The sequence below is a fragment of the Schaalia sp. JY-X159 genome, assembly GCF_014525425.1.
Lineage (GTDB): Bacteria > Actinomycetota > Actinomycetes > Actinomycetales > Actinomycetaceae > Scrofimicrobium.
The window spans coordinates 1-22260 of sequence record NZ_JACEXI010000006.1 but is presented as its reverse complement, the minus strand read 5'-3'; the positions used below and the strand labels follow the sequence as shown (position 1 = coordinate 22260).

At 58.3% G+C, this 22260-nt stretch carries 21 protein-coding genes; 14 read left to right on the top strand and 7 right to left on the bottom strand.

All coding sequences use genetic code 11. The features are described from left to right. Nucleotides 1-17 precede the first annotated feature (17 nt). The 6 genes from IDL90_RS09870 (at nt 18) to IDL90_RS09845 (ending at nt 6553) form a co-directional block, all read left to right on the top strand. Nucleotides 18-974 carry an ABC transporter permease gene (locus IDL90_RS09870; RefSeq protein WP_187994388.1) on the top strand — a complete coding sequence of 319 codons (957 nt, stop codon included), beginning with the start codon at nt 18-20 and terminating at the stop codon, nt 972-974. 28 nt (nt 975-1002) lie between these two features. Beyond that, the gene (locus IDL90_RS09865) at nt 1003-3051 is read left to right on the top strand and encodes a dipeptide/oligopeptide/nickel ABC transporter permease/ATP-binding protein (RefSeq protein ID WP_187994387.1); all 2049 of its coding nucleotides are present in this window, start codon (nt 1003-1005) and stop codon (nt 3049-3051) included. A 95-nt stretch (nt 3052-3146) separates the two neighbouring features. Continuing rightward, nucleotides 3147-3944 (top strand): ABC transporter ATP-binding protein, encoded by a 798-nt coding sequence (locus IDL90_RS09860; RefSeq protein WP_316930291.1) that lies wholly within the window; start codon nt 3147-3149, stop codon nt 3942-3944. Nucleotides 3945-3958: 14 nt separating this feature from the next. Then, nucleotides 3959-4873 carry a dihydrodipicolinate synthase family protein gene (locus IDL90_RS09855; RefSeq protein WP_187994386.1) on the top strand — a complete coding sequence of 305 codons (915 nt, stop codon included), beginning with the start codon at nt 3959-3961 and terminating at the stop codon, nt 4871-4873. A gap of 43 nt (nt 4874-4916) precedes the next feature. Then, entirely contained in the window at nt 4917-5867 is a 951-nt protein-coding gene (locus tag IDL90_RS09850; RefSeq protein ID WP_187994385.1) for an ROK family protein, read from the top strand. A 2-nt stretch (nt 5868-5869) separates the two neighbouring features. Beyond that, nucleotides 5870-6553, top strand: coding sequence for an N-acetylmannosamine-6-phosphate 2-epimerase (locus tag IDL90_RS09845; protein WP_187994384.1), 684 nt, complete (start codon nt 5870-5872; stop codon nt 6551-6553). 10 nt (nt 6554-6563) lie between these two features. Here the strand turns inward: IDL90_RS09845 and IDL90_RS09840 are convergent, their stop codons facing one another. Together IDL90_RS09840 and IDL90_RS09835 are read right to left on the bottom strand one after the other, a co-directional pair. Then, nucleotides 6564-7487 (bottom strand): hypothetical protein, encoded by a 924-nt coding sequence (locus IDL90_RS09840; RefSeq protein ID WP_182141851.1) that lies wholly within the window; start codon nt 7485-7487, stop codon nt 6564-6566. Nucleotides 7488-7606: 119 nt separating this feature from the next. Then, nucleotides 7607-7855, bottom strand: a complete 249-nt coding sequence (locus IDL90_RS09835) for a hypothetical protein (protein WP_182141852.1) — start codon at nt 7853-7855, stop codon at nt 7607-7609. A 155-nt stretch (nt 7856-8010) separates the two neighbouring features. Between IDL90_RS09835 and IDL90_RS09830 the strand changes: the two genes are divergently transcribed. The 3 genes from IDL90_RS09830 (at nt 8011) to IDL90_RS09820 (ending at nt 11803) form a co-directional block, all read left to right on the top strand. Next, nucleotides 8011-9321 (top strand): aspartate kinase, encoded by a 1311-nt coding sequence (locus IDL90_RS09830; RefSeq protein WP_182141853.1) that lies wholly within the window; start codon nt 8011-8013, stop codon nt 9319-9321. Between the two features lie 78 nt (nt 9322-9399). After that, nucleotides 9400-11106: a glycoside hydrolase family 13 protein gene (locus tag IDL90_RS09825; RefSeq protein ID WP_187994383.1), complete on the top strand. Its 1707-nt coding sequence runs from the start codon at nt 9400-9402 to the stop codon at nt 11104-11106. Between the two features lie 28 nt (nt 11107-11134). Then, nucleotides 11135-11803, top strand: coding sequence for a histidine phosphatase family protein (locus IDL90_RS09820; RefSeq protein ID WP_187994382.1), 669 nt, complete (start codon nt 11135-11137; stop codon nt 11801-11803). Nucleotides 11804-11828: 25 nt separating this feature from the next. Here IDL90_RS09820 and IDL90_RS09815 read toward each other — a convergent pair whose 3' ends face one another. From IDL90_RS09815 to IDL90_RS09805, 3 genes are read right to left on the bottom strand one after another with little or no spacing between them, the layout of a single operon-like run. Further along, nucleotides 11829-12233, bottom strand: a complete 405-nt coding sequence (locus tag IDL90_RS09815; protein ID WP_187994381.1) for a PLD nuclease N-terminal domain-containing protein — start codon at nt 12231-12233, stop codon at nt 11829-11831. Between the two features lie 23 nt (nt 12234-12256). Beyond that, nucleotides 12257-13153: a 1,4-dihydroxy-2-naphthoate polyprenyltransferase gene (locus tag IDL90_RS09810; protein ID WP_187994380.1), complete on the bottom strand. Its 897-nt coding sequence runs from the start codon at nt 13151-13153 to the stop codon at nt 12257-12259. 8 nt (nt 13154-13161) lie between these two features. After that, nucleotides 13162-14358: an AMP-binding protein gene (locus IDL90_RS09805; protein ID WP_182141858.1), complete on the bottom strand. Its 1197-nt coding sequence runs from the start codon at nt 14356-14358 to the stop codon at nt 13162-13164. A gap of 138 nt (nt 14359-14496) precedes the next feature. Between IDL90_RS09805 and IDL90_RS09800 the strand changes: the two genes are divergently transcribed. Continuing rightward, nucleotides 14497-15936 (top strand): L,D-transpeptidase family protein, encoded by a 1440-nt coding sequence (locus tag IDL90_RS09800; RefSeq protein WP_182141859.1) that lies wholly within the window; start codon nt 14497-14499, stop codon nt 15934-15936. 3 nt (nt 15937-15939) lie between these two features. Here IDL90_RS09800 and IDL90_RS09795 read toward each other — a convergent pair whose 3' ends face one another. After that, entirely contained in the window at nt 15940-16947 is a 1008-nt protein-coding gene (locus IDL90_RS09795; protein WP_182141860.1) for a 1,4-dihydroxy-2-naphthoyl-CoA synthase, read from the bottom strand. A gap of 30 nt (nt 16948-16977) precedes the next feature. Here IDL90_RS09795 and argF point away from each other — a divergent pair, with 30 nt between their 5' ends. Beyond that, nucleotides 16978-17991, top strand: a complete 1014-nt coding sequence (argF, locus tag IDL90_RS09790; protein WP_187994379.1) for an ornithine carbamoyltransferase — start codon at nt 16978-16980, stop codon at nt 17989-17991. 192 nt (nt 17992-18183) lie between these two features. After that, nucleotides 18184-19383 (top strand): D-alanyl-D-alanine carboxypeptidase family protein, encoded by a 1200-nt coding sequence (locus tag IDL90_RS09785; protein WP_187994378.1) that lies wholly within the window; start codon nt 18184-18186, stop codon nt 19381-19383. Here the strand turns inward: IDL90_RS09785 and IDL90_RS09780 are convergent. Continuing rightward, on the bottom strand, nt 19380-19715 hold the full coding sequence (locus IDL90_RS09780) for a hypothetical protein (protein ID WP_182141863.1): 336 nt from the start codon (nt 19713-19715) through the stop codon (nt 19380-19382). The two genes, IDL90_RS09785 and IDL90_RS09780, sit on opposite strands and share 4 nt — an antisense overlap. Before the next feature lie 24 nt (nt 19716-19739). Between IDL90_RS09780 and IDL90_RS09775 the strand changes: the two genes are divergently transcribed. Beyond that, nucleotides 19740-20819: an o-succinylbenzoate synthase gene (locus IDL90_RS09775; RefSeq protein ID WP_187994377.1), complete on the top strand. Its 1080-nt coding sequence runs from the start codon at nt 19740-19742 to the stop codon at nt 20817-20819. A 5-nt stretch (nt 20820-20824) separates the two neighbouring features. After that, a partial coding sequence (gene menD / locus IDL90_RS09770) for a 2-succinyl-5-enolpyruvyl-6-hydroxy-3-cyclohexene-1-carboxylic-acid synthase (RefSeq protein WP_187995247.1) occupies nt 20825-22260 on the top strand: 1436 nt, incomplete at its 3' end.

Genomic DNA, 22260 nt, shown 5'->3' with positions numbered 1-22260 from the left:
GTCACTGGAGCACTGGCTTGAATAATCTCATCCGTCTAATCGGAAGACGGTTGGTCGCCCTGCCAATCATGATCTTGGGCGTAACCTTCCTGGTCTTCTTCCTCATGTCCTTTTCAAAGATCGACCCGGCCTACTCGGCACTTGGCGAAGGCGCTTCACCCGAAGCCCTTGAGGCCTACCGCCAAGCGCATGGCCTCAATGATCCCTGGTTTACTCGCTACATCAGCTTCGTGGGCGGGCTCTTTACCGGAGACCTCGGTACCTACGGCGCCAACCAAGCATCCGTTGCGGATAAGGTCAGCAGCGCATTTGTTGTCACGATGCAGCTAACCTTCCTCGGCCTCATCTTCGCGGTCATCATCGCAGTAATCTTCGGCGTGATTGCCGCACTGTTCCGCGACCGCTGGCCAGACCAGGTCATCCGCGTCATCTCCACAGCCTTTATCGCAACGCCTTCATTCTGGCTGGCTGTCCTGATGATCCTCTTCTTCTCAGTTTCCCTCGGATGGCTTCCGGCTTCTGGACCACTTCCTTCATTTGGTGAGGACCCCGGTGCCTGGCTGGCGCGAATGACCCTGCCAGTTGTCGCTCTTGGAGTCCCCGTCGCGGGTTCGCTAACTCGCGTTATCCGTACCTCAATGGTCGAGGAACTTGATAAGGACTACGTGCGCACCGCACTCGGTGCTGGCGTTCCCAAGCCGGTTGTGGTTGCTCGCAACGTGTTCCGCAACGCACTCATCACCCCCATCACAGTCCTGGGCCTACGCATCGGTTACCTCATTGGTGGCGCGGTTGTCATCGAGGTCATCTTTAACCTTCCAGGTATGGGCATGGCGATCCTCCAGGGCGTGCAGCAGAACTACCCGACCCTGGTGCAGGGTGTAACCCTCGTGGTTGCCCTGGCCTTCATCATCATCAACATTGTTGTTGACATGCTCTACATTCTCATCAACCCGCGGATTCGGACGGTGTGACGTGCTAAGAAAGAATCTCACCAAGCGAATGGAAGAAAGCGGAGGGAAAGTCCGCTTCAAGCGCTGGCGCGCAATGTCGTGGGGATCCCGTATCTCCCTCATTGTCTTGGCACTGATCGTGCTCTGTGCGATCTTCGCTCCCGTTATCGCGCCACATAACCCAATCGAGATCTTCACTGCTCGCCAGCCACCTTCGTCAGAGTTCCTCTTCGGAACTGATGAAAAGGGGCGAGACGTCCTCTCCCGCATGATCTACGGAGCTCGTTTCTCACTGATCATTGGCCTCGGAGCCACGTTGTTCGCGCTGGTCCTAGGCGCCGTAATTGGCTCCTTCGCAGCAGTGACCAACAAGGCCGCTTCCGAAGTGACGATGCGCGTCATGGATGTCATCATGTCCTTCCCGGGCATTGCACTTGCAGCCGTGTTCGTGTCGGTGTTCGGTAACTCCCTGGTGGTCATCATCTTTGCGATCGGCTTCCTCTACATCCCGCAACTCACACGTATCGTCAGGGCGAATGTCATCTCCGAGTACGGCGAAGACTATGTCAAGGCAGCGGTGGTTTCGGGCGCCCGGGCACACTGGATCCTTATCAAGCACGTCGTGCGCAACACGATTGCTCCGGTCCTTGTCTTCGCAACCGTCCTCGTCGCAGATGCGATCATCTTTGAGGCCTCCCTGTCATTTATTCAGGCTGGTATCCAGGAGCCCACAGCAACGTGGGGCAATATCCTCGCTGACGCTCGAAGTGGCGTGTTGTCGGGTCGTTGGTGGCAGGCACTGTTCCCCGGCCTGGCGATCATGTTCACCGTACTTTCGCTGAACATCCTTTCCGAGGGTCTTACGGACGGCCTCGTGGCCGCTCCTTCGAGGAATGCCCCCAAGGCTGATGAGACCGCGGGTGACCGCGAAGCAGACAAGCTTCTCGTTGATCCTGTCCGCGCTCACGCAGAACAGGCTGAATCGCTGGAGGCGACGCTCTCGCAACTGCGAGAAGTCGAGTTGCAGCGGACAGACCGGTTGGTTTTCACCGAGGACGTTCCACCTCTTCTCGAAGTCAAGGATCTCTGCATCCGCTTCCCACGCCACGGTGACGTCGACGTGATCGACCACATCTCATTCTCGGTACGCCCGGGGGAGACCATGGGTCTGGTGGGTGAATCCGGATCGGGTAAGTCGATTACCGCTCTGGCAATCACGGGCCTCTTGGACAAGAACGCCAATGTTTCCGGCGAGATCTTCTATGGGGGTAAGAACCTTCTGTCAATGTCCCCCAAGGAGCGTCAGTCACTGCGCGGCAATGAGATCGCCATGATCTACCAGGATGCGCTCTCCAGCCTCAACCCGTCGATGCTGATCCGCGCTCAGATGAAGCAACTCACGAAGCGTGGCGGTACACGCACGGCACACGAGCTGCTCGAGTTGGTGGGCCTGGATCCCAAGAGGACCCTGGACTCCTACCCGCACGAACTCTCAGGTGGGCAGCGTCAGCGCGTACTGATCGCTATGGCTCTGACTCGTGACCCGAAGCTTGTGATCGCGGATGAGCCAACAACGGCACTCGACGTGACGGTGCAGAAGCAGGTTATTGAGCTTCTGAACCAGCTGCGAGAGAAGCTGGGATTCGCGATGATCTTCGTCAGTCACGACCTCGCCCTCGTCGCCGAAGTTGCCCATAGCGTCACAGTCATGTACGCCGGGCAGGTTGTTGAGCAGGCGCCCGTACGTGAGATCCTCACGGACCCGCGTCACGAATACACCCGCGGCCTACTTGGCTCGGTTCTTTCGATCGAGGGCGGAGCGGGACGTCTGCATCAGGTTCCCGGTGTTGTCCCGTCGCCACGCGACTTCCCAGAGGGTGACCGCTTTGCTCCGCGTTCCTCTCACCCGGAGGCGTGGACCGGCGAGCGTCCACAGTTGGTTGATGTTGGCAATGACCACCGTTACGCGGTCGTTTTGAACGAGGGCGTCGGCACTCAGGAGATTGAAGTCGAGCCGACCAAGTCAAACCTGGTTGGTGCAACTTCGAACCAAGGTGGATCTGATAGCAGCGACACCAATACGAAGGAAGGTCAGTGACGGTGGCTAAGGAAAACAGTAAGAAGTCTGAGGCCGTAGCCGGATCGGAAGCAACCGCGCTTCCTTTCAAGGCGCATGCCGATGACCGCACACCGATCATTGAGTTGCGCAACGTTGATGTCACCTTCAGGACTCGCGCGGGAACGATCTTCAACCCAACGTATGTCAAAGCGGTTCAAGATGTCAGCCTGTCCCTGTTCCAAGGGGAGACCATCGGTTTGGTCGGTGAGTCCGGATCTGGCAAATCCACAACGGCCAACGTCATGTGTGGGTTGCAGGCACCGACCTCGGGTCAGGTCTTCTTCAAGGGCCGCGAAGTTACGAAGCGCACCGCTGCTGACCGCCGACAAATTGGTCGCGTCGTCTCGGTGGTGTTTCAGGACCCAGCTACTGCTCTGAATGCCCGTATGAAGGTTGAAGATCAGTTGCGGGACCCACTGGATGTCCACAAGATCGGCGACAAGGCGTCACGCAATAAGAGGGTTCGGGAACTGCTTTCCATGGTGGGGCTGCCAACGTCCGCCTTGGAGGCACTCCCTGGGCAGCTTTCGGGCGGTCAGCGTCAGCGTGTTGCGATTGCGCGTGCCCTTGCTCTGAACCCGGATGCGATTATCGCGGACGAACCGACCTCGGCTCTTGACGTTTCAGTCCGTGCGCAGATTCTCAACCTGTTGACCGACCTGAAGAACGAGTTGAACCTGGGAATGGTCTTCATCTCCCATGACATCCAAACCGTTCGCTACGTCAGTGACACGATCATCGTCATGAATGGCGGAAAGATCGTTGAAGAAGGCCCTGCTCGTCAGGTCCTAGAGAACCCAACCGATGACTACACGCGCACACTGCTTGGTGCTGCGCCATCACTACTACACCCAACCTCACTCGCAGGCTAGAAAGGCCCGAAACAATGTCACTTACAGGTGTCATTCCTCCAGTCGTAACACCGCTGACCGCCAGCGGAGACTTCGACTACGAGTCATTTGCTCGCAACGCCAACCGCATGATTGACGCTGGGGTCCACGGGCTGTTCGCCATGGGATCCTCAGGAGAGGTCGCGTTCAGCACCAGCGAGCGTCGCGACGAGGTAACGTCCGCTGCGGTAGAGGTCGCTGCTGGTCGTGTTCCAGTGGTCGTTGGCGTCATCGACATGCAGACCACCCGCGTAATCGAGCATGCTCAGCGAGCCCAGGAGCTTGGGGCTGCGGGGATCGTTGCGACCGCACCGTTCTACGCACTTGGTGGCGAGGCTGAGGTTGAGCGTCACTTCCGGGTGATCGCGGACAACATCGATCTTCCGCTCTACGCATACGACATCCCCGTCTGTGTTCACACCAAGCTCGGTGTGAACATGCTGATGCGTCTGGGTGAAGAGGGCGTCCTCGCCGGCATCAAGGATTCATCAGGCGATGACGTGTCATTCCGCATCCTTTCCATCAAGAACCGCGATGCCGGCAGTCCGCTGGCGCTTCTGACGGGGCACGAGGTCGTCGTTGATGGGGCATACATGTCTGGTGCGGACGGATCCGTTCCCGGGCTCGCCAACATCGACCCGCACGGCTACGTGCGTCAGTGGGATGCTTACCAGCGTGGCGATTGGGACGCAGTACGTGAGGAGCAGGATCGCCTGGTCCGCCTCATGATGATCACCCAGGTGGTCGAGGGCGTTGCAGGGTTTGGGGCAGGTGTCGGTGCATTCAAGACTGCCCTCAACCTGATGGGCATTTTCGAAACCAACAACATGCCCGAGCCCGTCACCTCGTTGACAGGAAGCAATGTTGAGGCAATCGCGGAGGTCTTGGCCGAGGTCGGTTTGCTCGACTGAGCCAAGAAGCGTAGGGATGTCGGCGAAGGGTGGGGAGTTTGTGATGAAGAGAAATTCTGACGCGGGACCGTCCTCGTTTGTTGGGGTCGATATCGGGGGGACCAAGATCGCTGCGGCACTGGTGACCCTGGGGTCCCAGCCAGTTCTCTCAAACCAGACGAAGCTCCCCACCCCGGCGACCGAGGGTGCCGAGGCAGTGGTAGGCGCCGTCATCACCCTGGTCCGCAAGGTCCTGGGAGAGGCTGGGGTTAGCCCTCTGGCTGTTGCGATCGCAAGTGCCGGAGTGGTTGATCCAGTTAGCGGAACGATTGTCTCCGCCACCGACCTGATCTCAGGCTGGGCAGGAACCGCACTGGCACAACAGGTGTCCGAGGCCGTTGGTCTCCCGGTGTACGTCCTCGGGGATGTCCAGGCTCACGGGCTTGGTGAACATGTTTATGGTGCCGGTGATGGCTACGCGTCATCCCTTCTAATCGGGATTGGAACCGGTGTGGGCGGCGCAGTCGTTGAGGGTGACTCTGTCCGCTTTGGCGCCAACGGGGCCGCAGGGCATCTCGGACATATCCCCGCACATCGGGCCGTCGGCATTCCGTGTTCGTGCGGAACTAGCGGGCATATTGAAGGGATCGCCTCCGGCCCCTCAATTACCCGCGCATATGGGAAAGCCACGGGTCAAGAGCGCGATGCAAAGACGGTTGATGACCTCGCCGAGGCCGGCGAAGAGGGGGCTGTCACCGTGGTTACTGAAGCAGGATTGGCAACGGGGGAGACCCTGGGGGCACTCGCAAACGTGTGGGATCCGGACGTCATTATCGTGTCGGGTTCAGTCGCAAATTCTGGGCGTGTCTGGTGGGACGCAGTCGAGACAGGCTTCAACACTGAAGCCCTCAAAGCAGTGAGCGCCACGCAGATCAAGAGGGGTACCCTCGGCGGAGGAGCGCCACTGATTGGCGCGGCCCACTGGGCGAGCAAACAACTTGAAATTGGAGAGTAGCGATGGCTAACAGTGCACTAATTGACGGTCTTCGGGGACGGCTCATCGTCTCTGTGCAGGCATACCCGGGTGAGCCAATGCGTAACCCAGAGACCATGGCCCAGATTGCTCACGCAGCACAGATTGGTGGAGCTGCCGCCATTCGCTGCCAAGGTCTGGCAGATATTGCCGCCATCAAGACCCGCGTTGAGGTCCCGGTCATCGGCCTGTGGAAAGAAGGACACGAGGGCGTTTTCATCACCCCCACCCTGCGCCATGCGGTCGCTTGCTCCTATGCGGGCTCCGACATTGTCGCTTTGGATGCCACGGATCGCCCACGTCCCGATGGGCTGACACTGGCTCAGACTGTGGCAGCACTTCGAGATCAGGGCATTTCAACGATGGCAGACTGCGGATCGATTGAGGACATTCGCACCGCAGCTGAGGTTGGTTTCGATATCCTTTCCACCACGCTGTCGGGCTACTCCGGCTCCCGTCCCAAGACCGACGGTCCGGACTTTGAGCTCTTAGAGCAGGCCGTTGCCGAGTTCCCCGAGCTGCCGATCATCTGTGAGGGAAGGGTTCACACCCCCGCCCAGGCAGCGAAGGTCATGGAGATTGGTGCGTGGGCCGCGGTTGTCGGAACTGCTATCACGCACCCGACCTCGATCACCCAGTGGTTCGGTGAGGCAGTAGCGAGCGCGTAGCCGCCGCCCGCTATCCGCCGGTGCCGGTGCCAGGAGTGGTACTAGGTGTCTCCTGTTGCTGGCCCAACTGTTGCTCCAGGGCTTCAAGTCGGGCTGCAAGGTCATCGGTCTTCTGCTGCTCTGTCTCAAGAAGCGCGCTCAAAGACGCAACTTCCTCTTGCAGGCGTGCGTTCTCTTGAAGAATCTGAGTCAGATCCGAAGGGGCAGCTCCGCTTTGGCTGCCCGAGTCACCGTCGGTGTGTCCGGCGCTCTGGTCCTGCTCGGCTAGTTGTTGTTGCACCCGCTGCACCGTCTCATCGACCAGGGCTTGGCGCTGCTCATCCGTGAGCGTTTGCTCCACAGTGTTAGTTGTGTAGCTGTTGAACTGGTCGCCGCCCTGAGCGCGCGCTACGCCGTATGAGATACCAACTGTTATCAGCGCGACAACAAGGAAGATCAGAGACATCTGGACAACCTGATTGTGAAAGACGGCGCTGAGAATCGGGTGCTTGGACTGCTGTTCGGGGGTCCCCTCGTGGGACGGCTCAGTGACGTGTCCGGATACAACATCAGCGACCGGAGCGACGACCGTGTCGTCCAGGGTGGTTGGCTGCGCTGTCGTCAGGTCTGTGTGGACCGCAGTCTCAGTGCCATCCGCAGTGGCTTCCGCACCCTGACTTCTTTCCTCCCCTGCGAGAACCGGCAGTATTGGTGCGACAACCTGCTTGGTCTTCTCAGCACTGGAGGTGATAAGGATACGGTAAAACTCGCTGGCGAGGGCGGAAACAACCGAAATGAGGCCGACGATAAGAATTGAAGAAGAGAACGAGGTCAATCGGGAAGAGACCACCGCCATGGTAATTGCCGCTAGGGCCGTGGCGCTGACCTGGGGTACGGAGAGACGCGACTGTGCCGTGATTGATTTCCACGCCTTACGAATGCGATGCTTGGCCATTCTTGAGCCCACCTCTTCCCTACTTAAAGTTTGTCCCACTCCTCCGGACCAACGTGGTCCCGGGGTTAATCAAAGAGGACCCACCACCACATGGGTAGCGGGTCCTCTCTGAGAGAAAATTAGGAACGATCGTCGAGGTCGTCCTGTGCCTGGCGCTCATCGACAGCCCACTCGCGGTTGGGGTTTGATCCCGGTGTGTGTTCACCCGCGCCCGTCTGGATGTTGTCCTTGGTGAACTCCCCGAGGTTTGGATCCGACTGCAGCTCGGTATTTAGGTCAACTGCGTCGACGTGCAGCGCGTGAGCCTCCCCGCGGCGTTCTTTTCGGTTCAAGTTTTCTTTGTGGTCGCTGTGGTGGCTATCGCTCACTCGCAGTCCTTTCATCGTGGGTCCAATGGCCCGTGCAACATGGTTGATCGTGGTGATTTTACCCCGCAAGCGACCAATAATCGAACTCAAGCGCCCGCGATGCAGGCATCCCCCTAGACTTGGCTCGGCCAATACACAATGGGAGAGGTCTCTAGATGTCACGCGTAGTTGTCGCAAAGTTTGGTGGGTCGTCCATGGCGGACGCTGAGCACTTCACGGCTGCCAAGCAAATTATCGCGCGCGACGAAGCGCGACGATACGTCGTTCCATCTGCTCCGGGTAAGCGCCGCAAGGATGACCACAAGGTGACAGATTTGCTGTACATGTGCCACCAACTCGCAGAACACAACATCGATTTCGGGGAAGTGTTCACCCTGGTGGCAAACAGGTATCGCGATATCTACACAGGTCTGGGACTTAAGCAGGATCTGGAAGCCGCCCTCGAACAGGTTCGTACTGAGATCATCGAGGGAGCCTCGGAAGGTCATGTTGCTAGTCGCGGGGAGTACCTCAATGGTTTGCTCCTCGCAGAGTTCCTCGGCTATGAGTTTGTCGACGCAGCGGATGTGGTTGTGTTCTCCAGTGACGGAGTCTATGACGCTGATGCAACGATGATGCGTTTGGGGGACGTCCTCGGCGAAATCCACCGAGCCGTGATTCCAGGTTTCTATGGTGCCGACCAGAATGGAAGTATCCATACATTCTCACGGGGAGGTTCCGATGTCTCTGGCGCGATAGTTGCAGGTGCGGTGGGTGCCGACCTCTATGAGAACTGGACGGATGTTTCTGGGTTTCTCCAGGCGGATCCGCGCGTTGTCAATAACCCAGCGCCCATTGAGACGGTTTCCTACAAGGAACTGCGCGAACTGTCATACATGGGGGCGTCAGTACTCCATGAGGAAGCAATTTTCCCGGTGCGTGAGAAGTCGATTCCGATCAACGTTCGCAACACCGAGCGTCCGGAGGATCCAGGCACACTTATTGTCCCTGATAGCGACAGGGTGGGACACAGCGGGATCACGGGTATTGCTGGTAAGCAGCACTTCACGGTCCTCACACTTGAGAAGACCCTGATGGACGAAGAGAAGGGTTTTGTGCGGAAGCTGGTTTCGGTGTTTGAAACCAATGGTGTTTCGATCGCGCATATTCCATCCGGGATTGATTCAGTTTCTGTTGTGGTTCGAAGCGAGGAGATCGGCTTCAAGTTGGCTAAGGTGGTAGAAGAGATCAAGATCTTCTGCCACCCAGATGCGGTTAGTGTTGAAGAGGGGATCTCTCTGATCGCTGTCGTTGGTCGTGGCATGGTTTCGACACCCGGTATTGCCGCAAGGGTATTCACGAAACTCGCCAGGGCGAAGATCAATATTCGTATCATCACGCAGGGCGCCTCCGAGCTATCGATCCTCATCGGTGTTGAAGACAGACAGTTTGATGACGCGTTGAGGACACTGTACTCAGCTATCTGAGGTTCCTTTCCGGTCGAAAGTCGGTGCTTCCCTGTACGCTTGGGAGACCGAGTGCCTACGTGAAAGGGTCGTGCCTCAATGCCTTCATTGCCGCTTCCTTCGAAGTTTGAAGAGTTGGTTCCTGTGGATGTTCCCGACGCTCAATGGTGGCGTCAGGCGGTGGTTTACCAGGTGTATCCGAGGTCGTTTTACGACCTCGATGGAAACGGTCTGGGAGACATTCGCGGGATCACTGAGAAGGTGCCATATTTGAAGGAGTTGGGGATTGACGCTGTCTGGCTCAGTCCTTTCTATCCTTCGGAACTAGCGGACGGCGGATATGACGTCGCGGACTATCGTGATGTCGCACCGGAGCTGGGGACGCTTGCAGATTTTGATGAGATGACGGCAGCCTTGCATGAGGCCGGAATTCGCGTCGTTGTCGACATCGTTCCCAACCACACCTCCGACCAGCATGTCTGGTTCAAGGAGGCTGTTAACTCACCCAAGGGGTCCCCTGCTCGTAATCGTTACATCTTTAGGGACAGCCGAATTGACGAGGACGGGAATGAGCAAATCCCCTCCGACTGGATCTCAATGTTCGGGGGACCGCAGTGGGATCAGCTTGCGGACGGCCAGTGGTACCTGCACACCTTCGCGCCGGAGCAGCCTGACCTGAACTGGGACAATCCTGAGGTGCGTGAAGAGTTTGAGGACGTCTTGGCGTTTTGGTCGGACAGGGGTGTCGACGGGTTCCGCATCGATGTGGCCCACTCTCTGGTCAAGGACCAGGCGGTCATCTTTGGGCCTGATCCGCTTCCCACCTGGGCAGAGATGGAAAAGCTGCCCTGGGATGGCACACATCCGGTGTGGGATCGGGATGAGGTGCATGACGTCTACCGGGGGTGGCGTAAGGTCTTTGACCGCTATGATCCCCCGCGCGTCGCGGTGGCAGAAGCCTGGGTGGAAGATCCTGAGAGGCGTGCCAAATACGCCAGCATTGAGGGGCTCGGGCAGACGTTTAATTTTGACCTACTGCGCGCCGATTTTCACGCTCCCCAGTTCAAAGAGATCATTGATTACAACTTGGAGTTGGCGGCTCGGGCTGACTCTTCAACGACATGGGTTCTTTCCAATCACGACGTTGTTCGTCACGCTACTCGCTATGGTCTGCCAGATTTGCTCGAGGGCGAAGAGTCCGTTGTGGGTCAGAAGTGGCTTCTCGACGGTGGTCTGCTAGCTGACGTTGATGTCGAGCAGGGCAATCGCCGGGCCGACGCGACAACAATGCTGCTTTTGGCGCTTCCTGGAGCCACCTACCTGTATCAGGGAGAAGAGCTGGGCTTGCACGAGGTTGGCGATATCGCTGATGCGGACCGTCAGGACCCCACTTTCTTCCGTAGTCCAGGGGTCGATATTGGGCGTGATGGCTGCCGCGTACCCCTACCCTGGGTGGCGGATGCTCAAGGCTATGGCTTCGGTTCTGAAACGCCACATTTCCCTCAGCCAACGTGGTTTGCAGACCACGCGGTGGACGTGGAAGATAAGGATCCGCACTCTACCCTGAACCTTTATCGGCAGGCCTTGTCTCTACGGAAGAGGCTGCTGACTGAAGAGCGGTTGACCTGGGAAGAAACTGGGTCCGAGGACGTTTTGCAGTTTGTGCGGCCCAACGGTTGGCGGGTGATCATGAACTTCTCAAAGGATGCTGTGGATCTGCCTGACGGAGACCTCCTTCTTTCCTCGCGCCCACTTGAGGATGGACGTCTGCCGGGTGAGACAACAGCGTGGCTTCTGGATGCCTAACCAACTAGAGCAAGGGAAGTAGCAGTCAATGAGCTTCACGACCATTCATCTGATGCGCCACGGCGAGGTTGATAACCCAGATGGAGTGCTCTACGGACGCCTGCCGGGGTTTGGGCTAACAACTCTGGGCAAGGAGATGGCCCAGACGGTTGCTGAGTTCCTAGTTGCAGAAGGTGCTGACATCACCCATGTCGTCGCCTCACCGCTGCTTCGGGCCCAGCAGACTGCAGCGCCAACCGCGAAAGCCTATGGGCTGCGGGTTGAAGCGGATCCAAGGCTTATCGAAGCCGGATCAGAGTTTGAAGGGCGCCAGATCAACAAGAACCGCTGGGCGCTTGCACACCCAAGGAACTGGCATCTTTATACCCGTCCTCATGAGCCCTCATGGGGGGAGCCCTACAAGGTCATTGCGAGGCGCATGAGCTCAGCGGTGGCCTCAGCGGTTGAGGAAGCCCGGGGTCACGAAGCACTACTGGTGTCGCACCAGATGCCGGTCGTCATGGTGCAGAGGTTCTTGGATGGCAAACCGCTCTCCCATAATCCCCTCAACCGGCAGTGTTCACTTGCCTCATTGACGTCGCTGACGTTTGACGGCGACGTGCTTGTGGGATGGAACTATGAAGAGCCAGCACTGGCGCTGTTGGAGGCGGCTCAGGACATGACACCGGGGACCTCGAAGGCTGCGGTGCGCCGATAAGTCTGGGTGGAACTCGCCAGAGCTTCTAGGCGTCCTCTTCGTCCTCGTCACCCGTCTGGTTGGTGTCGTCGTCCTCGTCTGAAGGCGGCATCTGAGGAGAATCGTTGGGTCTGCGAACTGGACGGCTCCGGTGCTGGCGTCGAGAGATGCGGTCCGCAAGGTCGGAAAGTGCTTCGGGATTGTCGTCGGGACGAGAAGAGCGAGGCGGGGTTGAGTCGGGAGAAGTGTTGACTCTGCGCTGCTCCGCACGGGTAACGAGCCCCACGATGATCCATGCAAGAGGCCCGATTATCGGAATGAGCACGATGACGGCTAACCAAACCCAACGATTGACGCGGCCGGGTGTCCACGTGCGTGACCGAGATACCCAATCAGAGATTGCGTAAATCGTTATCGCGAGGGCGAGTACCACCAGCATGATGCGTGCCATGTCTCCACTCTAAACGGTCCCCACTAAATAGCGGAGCTCAGTGCTAAGCCAGCGCCAACAAGAACTCCGTAGGCAAGCGCATAAAGCCCGGTATTCCGCAGGGAACCCAATAGGGCCAGGCCCTTTGCGCCCTTGGCGATAGTCACTGCCCCAGGTAGCCCAGCAAGCAGGAGCGCCGCCGCGAAGAGCCACCAGTAGGTGCTCCCGGCACCGGCAAGTGCGACTGCCCCAAGTAGCAGACCACCGACGATCATCACCATGTAGGCGACACGGGATGCCCCGTCTCCCAGCCGTACAGCCAAGGTGTTCTTGCCGACCTGGGAGTCCGTGGGGATGTCGCGAATGTTGTTGACCATAAGGAGAGCGACAGAGATCAGCCCTATCCCGCTCGCTGCGCACCAGACCCACCACGGCAGGTTAGTGGTCTGAACGTAAGTCGTGCCAACGGTTGCAACCAGGCCGAAGAAAACAAAGACGAACAGTTCCGACAGTCCAACCCCCATGTAGCCGTAGGGGCGGCTGCCTCCCGTGTAGAACCACGCGGCGCCGACGCTAGCAAGGCCTACGGCCACCATCCACCAGTGTCCGGACCAAGCGATCAGCGCGAGTCCTAGAACACCTGCAACACCGAAGGTGAAGAGGGCGAAGGCAAGCACTTGGCGGGCTGGAACCAACCCGCTTGCAGTGAGGCGCGTGGGACCGACCCGGTCCTGGTCTGTACCGCGAATTCCGTCTGAATAGTCATTGGCTAGGTTGACCCCAATTTGCAGGGCCAGTGCGACGCCGAGGGCGAGGAGGGATTTCCCTATTGAGAACGCACCAAGATTGAAGGCAGCACCTCCACCGACGAGGACGGGTGCGGCCGCGGCGGGGAGTGTGCGCAGTCGTGCGCCCTCGAGCCAGTCTTTTGCAGAAGCCATGGGTTTATCTAACGTCGCCACACGTCTCCTTGGCGAATCAAATCATTGATTTGTTGCTTTGCCAACGTCCTATCCACTTTTCCGAGGGATGTGAGTGGGATCTGCTTGATGAACCCAACCGTCCTGGGGGCTGCGGCATTGCCAAGGTTACCGCGGACCGCTTCGCGCAGCTGCCGGGCGCGCATTTCCCTCTGGGGAAGGGATAACGCATCATCGTGTTCGACCAGCAGCGCGACCTGTTGCCCCCACATTGGGTCGGGCAGCGCGAGGGCGCAAACTCGGCCCATTCCCAGAGATGAAGCAGCTTCCTCTACCGCCCGTAGGTTCACTTTGACACCTCCGGATTTGATGATGTCATCGACGCGACCGGTGATTCTTAAGGTTCCGTCCTCGGCAATTTCCCCAAGGTCAGAGGTTCTGAACCAGGCTTGACCGTCCTCGTACAGCAGGGGCGCGGGTTCGTCGAAGTATCCGCTCATAAGCATGGATCCCGCAATGAGAATGATGCCGTCAGAGTCGATTTTCACCGTTGCGCACTCCAGTGGAATCCCGTCGTAAACACATCCTCCGCTAGTTTCGGTCATCCCGTACGTACGAACGACACGGGCCCGAATTTGCTTGGCACGCTCAGTTAGGGACGGGTCTATGAAGCCCCCGCCGACGAGGACGTAATCCAGGCAAGACAATGCCTGCGGTGCTTCATTGAGGCATGCAAGAAGTTGGGGGGAAACGAGGGACGTGTAGAGAGGAACAGAAGAAGGAGTGCACGCACGCGCCTCGGTGACCAACTGGGCGAAGTCCTTGGCATTGAACTTGCCCGATGGAGCAAGGATCGGAGTGTGTCCGCTGATAGCTGCTCGGACGACGGTTTGAATGCCGGCAATGTGATTGAGTGGGAGCGTTGTGATCCACTGCCCCGGACTGCCGAGGACGTTGTTCGTCGCTTCTGCTGAGGCAAGCAGAGCATCGGTGCTGAGGCAGACAAGGTGTGGGTGTTGCATTGTCGAGCCAGAAGTCGCGATGATGAGTTCGTGGGGTTGCTCACCGCCAACTTGGCGATGGGGGGTGGAGCCCTTGAGTCGGTTACGCAGCACCTCGTTGTCTTGATCCAAGACGGCCAGGGTAGTTTGTCCTGCAAAGATGTGCTTGACAAGCGTGTTTACCGCGACGTCGCGATCAGACGTAGAGAGCAGCTGGACCATCATAGTTAGCAACACTAATCCGAAACTGGAGATCGACGCTCATGTAGGTCCGTCCAGACGCCGTCTCAGATGATCTGCAGCACGTTCGTAATGCACATCCCATCGACTCCAAAAATGGGGGATTGCTAGGATGTAAGCGTTATGAAGAAACTGTTTGATTCCAAGCAAAAAGTCGTTATTGCAGGTCTTGTTGGCTTGCTTGCCCTTCTGGTTGCAGTTTTTGCTGGAGTCACAGTCTTTTATGCTAGTCACGCACTTCCTGGAACATCCATTGCAGGTCAGTCAATTTCAGGAATGACTCGTGAGCAGGCAACTGAGGGAATCAACGCTCAGATTGCCCAGGAATCAGTGGTGCTAGAGGGAGAAGTCACTCCCGCAACGTTTGCTCTTGCGGACATAGGCATTCAAGTTGACGTTGAAAAGACGGTTGACGAAGCCTTTGCGCCGAACAGGGGTCTGATAACCCGTGTCAGCGGGCTGTTCGACTCACGTGATATCGAACCTGTCGTTACGGTTGATGAGAAGCAGCTCGAGGTGGCTGTAGGAGGGCTTGAAGGCGATTCGGTTCGGGAGGCAGCCAATGGCCAGGTCACGTTTGACGCAGACCAGCAGGTCTTTGTCGCCGGTGCGTCAGAATCTGGCTCTGAGGTTGACCTCGATGCCTTAGCCGATCAGGTGACCCGGGCCGCCAAAGCCATGAGCTTCACACCCATCGCGGTTTCTGTCGTGGAAGTGGCTCCCGAGTATGATTCTGCGGTGGTTTCTGCGGCCGCTGATCAGGCAAACCAGTGGTTGCAGACTGAGCTTGCCCTGCTGGATCGCGAAGAGATCCGCCATGATGCAGATGTACCGACAAAGGCGTCGTGGGTAGTGTTTGAGGCTAAGGATCAGTCTCTGGCTGCCACCTTGGATCCAACCTTGGTGAAGGCCTGGGTTGATGAGCATTCCGCGGAAACGAATGTTGCTTCGGAGCCCATGGTGCAGAATGTGAATGCTCAGGGCACAGTGCTGTCGACCGCCCGCGAGGGTGCGGACGGCTATGTAGCGAACAACGGGCAAGCACTGGCAGACGCAATAGTGCAAACGATGGGATCCACAGAGCCTTTCGTAGGAGTCATTGAGTATGTGGTCGAGCCGCGTGCTACCGAACAGCGACTCATCGCCCCGGGTGCTGAAAATCTGGCGTACCAGGCCGCTCCGGGAGAGAAGTGGATTGATATCAACCTCTCCGCGCACACAGTTACGGCTTATGAGGGTGCTACTCCCGTCCTCTCTTCTCCCATGGTTTCCGGAGCTCCAGCAACGCCGACGGTCACTGGCGAGTACAGTGTGTGGGCAAAAGTTCCCACGCAGACGATGCGCGGTAACAATGCCGACGGCACGAAGTATGAAACCGAGAATGTCCCGTGGATCCTCTATTTCCACGGAGGATATGCGACCCATGGCGCATACTGGCGTTCGAGCTTTGGGTATGATGCGGGCTCGGCCGGTTCACACGGATGCGTGAACATGCCGGTTTCAAGCGCGCGGGATCTCTACAACTGGGCCAACGTGGGCACCAAGGTAATTAGCCGCTACTAGTCTCTAGAAGTAGTAGGGGAATGCTGACCAGTTAGGTTCCCGACGCTCCAAGAAGGAATCACGTCCCTCACGAGCCTCATCCGTCATGTAGGCCAACCGGGTCGCTTCGCCAGCAAAAAGCTGTTGCCCAGCCAGGCCGTCATCGGCCAGGTTGAATGCGTACTTCAGCATCCGCAGAGCCTGCGGTGACTTACCCGCCACCAGGCGGGCGTACTCGATTGCGGTTTCCTCAAGGACATCATGGTCGACGGCTTCGTTGATCGCACCCCATCGTTCCGCCTGCTCAGCTGAGTAGGTTCGCGCCAGGAAGAAGATCTCACGTGCCCTGCGGTCGCCCACCTGACGCGCCAAGAGTGTAGACCCATAGCCCGCATCAAAGGACCCCACGTCTGCGTCGGTCTGCTTGAACCGGGCGTGTTGACGTGAAGCCACTGCCAGGTCACAAACCACCCCTAACGAGTGTCCTCCTCCCGCAGCCCATCCATTGATTGCTGCAATTACAACTTTTGGCATCGTGCGAATCTGTCGCTGAACCTCAAGGATGTGCAGCCGCCCCGCACGGGCTCTCTCCACTGCCCCCAAATCACCATCCGAAGGTTGGGAGGGTGATTTGGCGGTTTCCGAAATGTCACTCTTCCCAGGGACCTGGACCGAGTACTTGTACCCGTCACGTCCTCGGACCCTTTGATCTCCGCCGGATGAGAATGCGTATCCCCCGTCTTTGGGGCTCGGTCCATTACCTGTCAGGATCACCGCGGCAATACTTGCGTCAGTTCGGGCGTCCTCAAACGCAACCAGCAGTTCATCGACTGTTTGGGGACGGAAGGCGTTCCGCACCTCTGGTCGATCGAATGCGATGCGTACCCACGGCAGACTAGCGCCGGCCGACGCCCCATCACTCTCACCTCTCGAGATGCCGCGGTGATAGGTGATGTCGCCAAAAGAGAAGCCCTGAACAGGGCGCCAACGCGAGGGATCGAAAGTGTCTGAAACTGATTCTAAGGAGCTCACGTAAACAACGATAACCCGTAGGATGACGTCATGACTGACATCGCTGAATACCTCAAGCCGGGTTCCCACCTCCTCAAAGAGGATGATGAGACACCGCGTGACTGGCACCGACTCATCGAGCTTGCCGCAATCTTGAAGAAGCAGAAGAAGTCCGGAACTGAGGTCCACTATCTTCGGGGATGCAATATTGTCCTGGTGTTCGCCAAAACTTCGACAAGGACGAGGTGTGCGTTTGAGGTGGCCGCGGCTGATCAGGGTGCGTCCACGACCTACCTTGATCCCCAGGGATCCCAGATGGGTCACAAAGAATCCATCTCGGACACTGCCCACGTCCTCGGGCGCTTCTTTGATGCCATAGAGTTTCGTGGCGACGATCAAAGCCAAGTCAACATCCTGGCCGCCGACTCCGGGGTTCCGGTATGGAATGGTCTTACAGCCCAGTGGCACCCAACACAGATGCTGGCTGACTCACTGACGATGGTGGAGCATGCCGGTGGGAAATCGTTCTCAGAAATCACCTATTCGTACGTAGGGGACGCGCGCTATAACATGGGCCGCTCCCTACTTATAAATGGCGCTCTCCTGGGATGCGACGTGCGTATTGTCGCTCCCCGCGAGCTGTGGCCGGACCCGGAAGTTATTGAGCGTGGCAACGAAATCGCAGTTGCCACAGGTGCGACCATCACTGTGACGGATGACATCAATATGGTTGCGGGGTCAGACTTTGTCCACACCGATATCTGGGTTTCGATGGGTGAACCCAAAGACGTTTGGGCTGAACGAATAGAGCTGCTGAGGCCCTACCGAGTTGATGAGGCACTCATGGAACTTGCCGGTCCAAATGCGAAGTTCATGCATTGTTTGCCTGCCTTCCATGACCTCAATACCACCGTGGGCAGGCAGGTCTTTGAAGAGTTTGGTTTGGAAGGCATCGAGGTCACGGATGAAGTGTTCTCGGGGCCGCGGTCAGTCGTCTTTGACCAGGCGGAGAACAGACTCCACACCATCAAGGCAGTCATGGTTCGGTCACTGGGTTCGATGTAAGCTTGACTTTCCCTGATATGGGGTCGGGAGAGAACTTCGGCAATGGGGGCGCTGGTGCAAGACTGGTTTAGACGTCCTCTGTCACACTTACATACCAAGCCGACTTCGGCCTCGGAGAAATCTGAGTCTCCTGGTGTTGTGCCCCAGCACGCAATCGGGCGGGGCCGTTACAGGCGGGCAGCTGCTAATAGGGTGTCCACCGCACTCGTTGCGGGTGCCCTTACCTTTGCGTTGGTGATAACCGCTGCCACGTGGGTAGTTGGAACATATGCTCATTCCGACAGTGCGCAAAGGCCAGCCACCACCCGGTCTCAGACCGTTGTCGTAACGTTTGCGCCGCAGATGCAGGAGGCAGCGGTCATTTCCGCAGCGCAATCAACTTGTGACTCCCTCAATATCGATGCCATTGCGACGGCTCCGGGGGACACTTCCAGTGAAGAGGCATTACTGGCATTCCAGGCTCTGGAGAGTGCAGTTGCTTCAGCAGAGCAGGCCACTGGAACGGCTTTCGTCCTCGAGGGCGTTCCTGATGAACTGGTGGACTCCTACAGGACAACTTCGGCGCCAATTCGGCAACTCTTTACGGCGGCGACGAACATCAAGACTGTGCCCACCGCCGATGTTGTTGAGGATAGGGGAAGTTCAAGGATTGTTGCCCCTGTGAAGACCACCGCGGTTGACGAGGTGGCAACGGCAGCACAGCAATTGGCAACTGCACTGGCTTCACTTCCCGTGACGGATAGAGCAGTGGTCTTGGGCGCGGACAGCATTGATGCCAGTTCGCTTACTGACGACGAGCTGGATGCGCTAATAGCAGGCGGTTTTGGCAGCTCATTCCAGACTGAGAAGGATTTGCGCATAGCAGCCTCCCTCCCAGATCTGTCCAAGGCGGAGAATGGCTACATTGATGAGTCACTACTCTGTCCCGTTCCCTGGGCCCCTACCTACCGCTTGCTTTGCGCCACGGTCCCGAACCTTGAGCGTTTGAACGTGGCTTTCAAGGCGGAGTTTGGCCATGATTTGGCCATCCAAAGTGGGTATCGCACGTACGCCGACCAAGTCTGGGCGCATGAGAACGCGCCCGAAATGACAACACTGCCGGGAACGTCAAATCACAGTTGGGGGGTGGCCGTTGACTTTGACATTGACCTCTACACCTCATACGAGAATCCCGAGGTAGTCTGGCTGGTTGAGAACGGCCCCGCTTACGGATGGCGAAACCCAACACATGAGGCTTTTGGGACGTTGCGGCCTGAACCTTGGCACTTTGAGTTTGGGACGCAGTACCCCACTCTGCCGGATAACGGGTTCTACGGGCCAACTCCGGAAGTCGAGTACGTTTTCAATCTGCCAGAAGGATGGCGGACCAAGACAATCTACACGGCTGACTAACGGTCTGACTTTGGCTTGGCCCAACTGGGAGCCGGGCCCGAACCAAACCCCAGGATTGCCAGGTACGCGCCAAACCCGATGATGGCGACACATGGGATCGCGAGGAGGACGCCGAGGACGTTGCCCAGTGCGCCACCAATTCCTGGGAGTATGAGACCCAGGAGTCCCGCTCCCAGAAGAAACAGAGAGACGCCGGGTAGTGCAAGGAGAATAAACCGCTCGTCTGCCAAACCCTTCGAGTTGCGCAGCGATCGGGCTCGGGCCGTGTCTCTACGCAGCGCTAGAGAACCCGCAAGGCCAAGTACACCCGCCAGAAGAGCAATGAGAATCATGAGCTCACTATATAGACTTCGGTGGTGACAACTTACCCACGCCCCGGTCTCTCCGCTCTCCCCTTGGCTTGGCTTAGTGACGACGCGCGGGCGACCCTTGGGGACATTGACGAGGTCGTAGTATTCATTCTGCCGATGAACATTCGGTTCCGTGGCATCACAAGACGTGAGGGCATCCTCTTGCGGGGCCCTGCCGGGTGGGGCGAGTTTGCGCCCTTTTGGGACTACGGCGCCGTGGAGTCATCCCGGTGGCTCGCAAGTGGCATAGCATCTGCAACCATTCCCACCCCGCGTGCGGTCCGCGGCGCAGTTCCCGTCAATGTGACCATTCCGGCCTGCAGCGTCAAGAAGGCGCTGCAACGGGTTGAGAAGCAGCGTGGGTGTCGCACAGCCAAGGTTAAAGTCGCCGAGCGTGGCCAACTGCTGGAAGAGGACTTGGAGCGGGTGGAGGCTGTCGCGCGTGCCCTCTACGAAAACCACGGTGCGGAGGCGCGGATCAGGATCGATGCCAACGCGGGCTGGAGTGTTCCTGATGCCGTGGAAATGCTTGACGCTCTCAACCGGGCGGCTCGAGTGCTGGGTGGCTTGGAATACGCTGAACAACCCGTTGGCTCAACCGAGGATTTGGCGGAACTCAAAAGCCACACAAGGGTACCCCTGGCAGCAGACGAGTCGATACGGCGCTCAGATGATCCGCAAGCGGTACGCGACATGAGTGCAGCAGACATTGCGGTGCTGAAGGTTGCCCCTCTGGGCGGAATCGCGCAGGCGCGTAGGCTCGGCTCAGCGATCGGGCTTCCGACTGTTGTCTCGTCTGCCCTTGACAGCTCAGTTGGAATCGCCGCTGGGGTGGCGCTTGCTGCCTCGTTACCGAACCTTCAGCATGCCTGCGGACTTAACACGGCCACCATGTTTGTCGGTGATGTGCTTGCCGAGCCCCTTGTTGCGGTAGATGGACAGATTGATGTGGAGCAGGCGAAAGTGGCGACGCTCTCCGCACTGAACCCCCATGCGGATGAGGTTGAGAGTTCAGTGAAGCAGCTTTGGCACGAGCGCCTGGAGAGGGTTGCTAGTGTCCTGCGAAAAGGGGAGGAGCAGAGGTGAGCCTAATGGAGCCCCCTAGTTTGAAAGTGGCGCGTGCGGTTGTGAGTGCGCTGATCTCTTCGGGAGCAACTGAGTTTGCGTACTGCCCCGGCTCACGAAACGCGCCTTTCGCATACGTTCTGGCGGCGGAAGAAGCTGCCGGGCGGGTCAACGTTCACACGTTTGCTGAAGAGAGGGGCGCGGGCTATTGGGCTCTGGGTGCGGCGCAGGCACTGGGAGGACGCGTGCCGGTCGCAGTTATCACCACGTCGGGCACAGCTGTCGCCGAACTTCACCCAGCACTGGAAGAGGCGCGGCATCAGGGCCTACCTGTCATTGCGGTCACAGCGGACCGACCATTTCACATGGTTGGCGTGGGGGCCTCGCAGGCAACGCACCAGGCCGGCATGTTCTCGTCAACTGTCTGCATTGGAGTGGACATTCCAGAGGGCTCTGATGCTTTAGGGGTCCGCAACCGGGTGTGGCGGGCGCTGGCGCGCGGACTTGGCATGGGAGGGCGTAGTGGTCCCGTACACATAAATGTTGCTTTAGCTGACCCGCTGGTGCCGTCAGACTTTTCTGCGTTTGCCACCGCTGTCACGGAGGGGCAGATCGAGGGGAAGGAACGTGAGAATCCGGCGCTCTACGCCCTCGGACGTGAGGCAGCAGGCACGCAGATTCCGCGTTGGGAAGAGCTGGTGCAGCCGGGACTGTCCACCATTGTGGTCGCGGGCAGCGTTGATCCGGGCGACTTGGCGGCGGCGCGGGAACTCACGAAACAAGCAGGTGAGCGCATGATTCCTGTGATTGCTGAACCGACGTCGGGACTCTGTGACTGTGAGACATGGATCCCGCATTCCCCCTGGGTTATTGAGATGTGCGGCGCGCAAGTGGAGCAGATACTTGTGCTTGGAAAGCCAACGCTTTCCCGCCAGGTGATGAGGCTGTTGCAACGGCCTGATGTGCGAATTGTGGCACTGGCAAACCACCATGAATGGACGGACCTCTGGGGCAAGGTCGAGGTCGTGGTGCCACTGGAGGTGCGCGGGCTGGTTGAGGCTGCCTCCATCGCTGCGGCCGACCGTTCTGAGGGGGATGATGATGCACAACGGTGGCTTGCAACGTGGAGGGATGCGGCTACCCGAGTTGATCGCGTCCTCGACCAACATAGTCGCGATGAAAAACTTGACCACGTCACTACGGCCGAAGAGATTTGGGGGCAGGCCGAGGGAACAGACCTGTGGTTAGGCGCATCGAATGCGGTGAGAGCCTTTGATATTGCGGCGAGGGCGCCTGGAAGAGCGAGTGTTTTTGCGAACAGGGGATTAGCTGGCATCGACGGGAGCATCGCATCTGCGCTTGGCGTGCAGGCGATGAGGCACAGGCCGATGCGAGTTGTGGTTGGCGATCTGACGTTCTGCTATGACCTGCCAACGTTGGCAGCTCGACCGGATTACGATCC

Coding starts and splice junctions, on each gene's coding strand:
- IDL90_RS09855 (WP_187994386.1), top strand. CDS start 3,959: ATGTCACTTACAGGTGTCATTCCTCCAGTCGTAACACCGCTGACCGCC.
- IDL90_RS09850 (WP_187994385.1), top strand. CDS start 4,917: ATGAAGAGAAATTCTGACGCGGGACCGTCCTCGTTTGTTGGGGTCGAT.
- IDL90_RS09830 (WP_182141853.1), top strand. CDS start 8,011: ATGTCACGCGTAGTTGTCGCAAAGTTTGGTGGGTCGTCCATGGCGGAC.
- IDL90_RS09800 (WP_182141859.1), top strand. CDS start 14,497: ATGAAGAAACTGTTTGATTCCAAGCAAAAAGTCGTTATTGCAGGTCTT.
- argF (WP_187994379.1), top strand. CDS start 16,978: ATGACTGACATCGCTGAATACCTCAAGCCGGGTTCCCACCTCCTCAAA.
- IDL90_RS09810 (WP_187994380.1), bottom strand. CDS start 13,153: ATGGCTTCTGCAAAAGACTGGCTCGAGGGCGCACGACTGCGCACACTC.
- IDL90_RS09815 (WP_187994381.1), bottom strand. CDS start 12,233: ATGGCACGCATCATGCTGGTGGTACTCGCCCTCGCGATAACGATTTAC.
- IDL90_RS09825 (WP_187994383.1), top strand. CDS start 9,400: ATGCCTTCATTGCCGCTTCCTTCGAAGTTTGAAGAGTTGGTTCCTGTG.
- IDL90_RS09840 (WP_182141851.1), bottom strand. CDS start 7,487: ATGGCCAAGCATCGCATTCGTAAGGCGTGGAAATCAATCACGGCACAG.
- IDL90_RS09845 (WP_187994384.1), top strand. CDS start 5,870: ATGGCTAACAGTGCACTAATTGACGGTCTTCGGGGACGGCTCATCGTC.
- IDL90_RS09820 (WP_187994382.1), top strand. CDS start 11,135: ATGAGCTTCACGACCATTCATCTGATGCGCCACGGCGAGGTTGATAAC.
- IDL90_RS09865 (WP_187994387.1), top strand. CDS start 1,003: ATGGAAGAAAGCGGAGGGAAAGTCCGCTTCAAGCGCTGGCGCGCAATG.
- IDL90_RS09780 (WP_182141863.1), bottom strand. CDS start 19,715: ATGATTCTCATTGCTCTTCTGGCGGGTGTACTTGGCCTTGCGGGTTCT.
- IDL90_RS09805 (WP_182141858.1), bottom strand. CDS start 14,358: ATGATGGTCCAGCTGCTCTCTACGTCTGATCGCGACGTCGCGGTAAAC.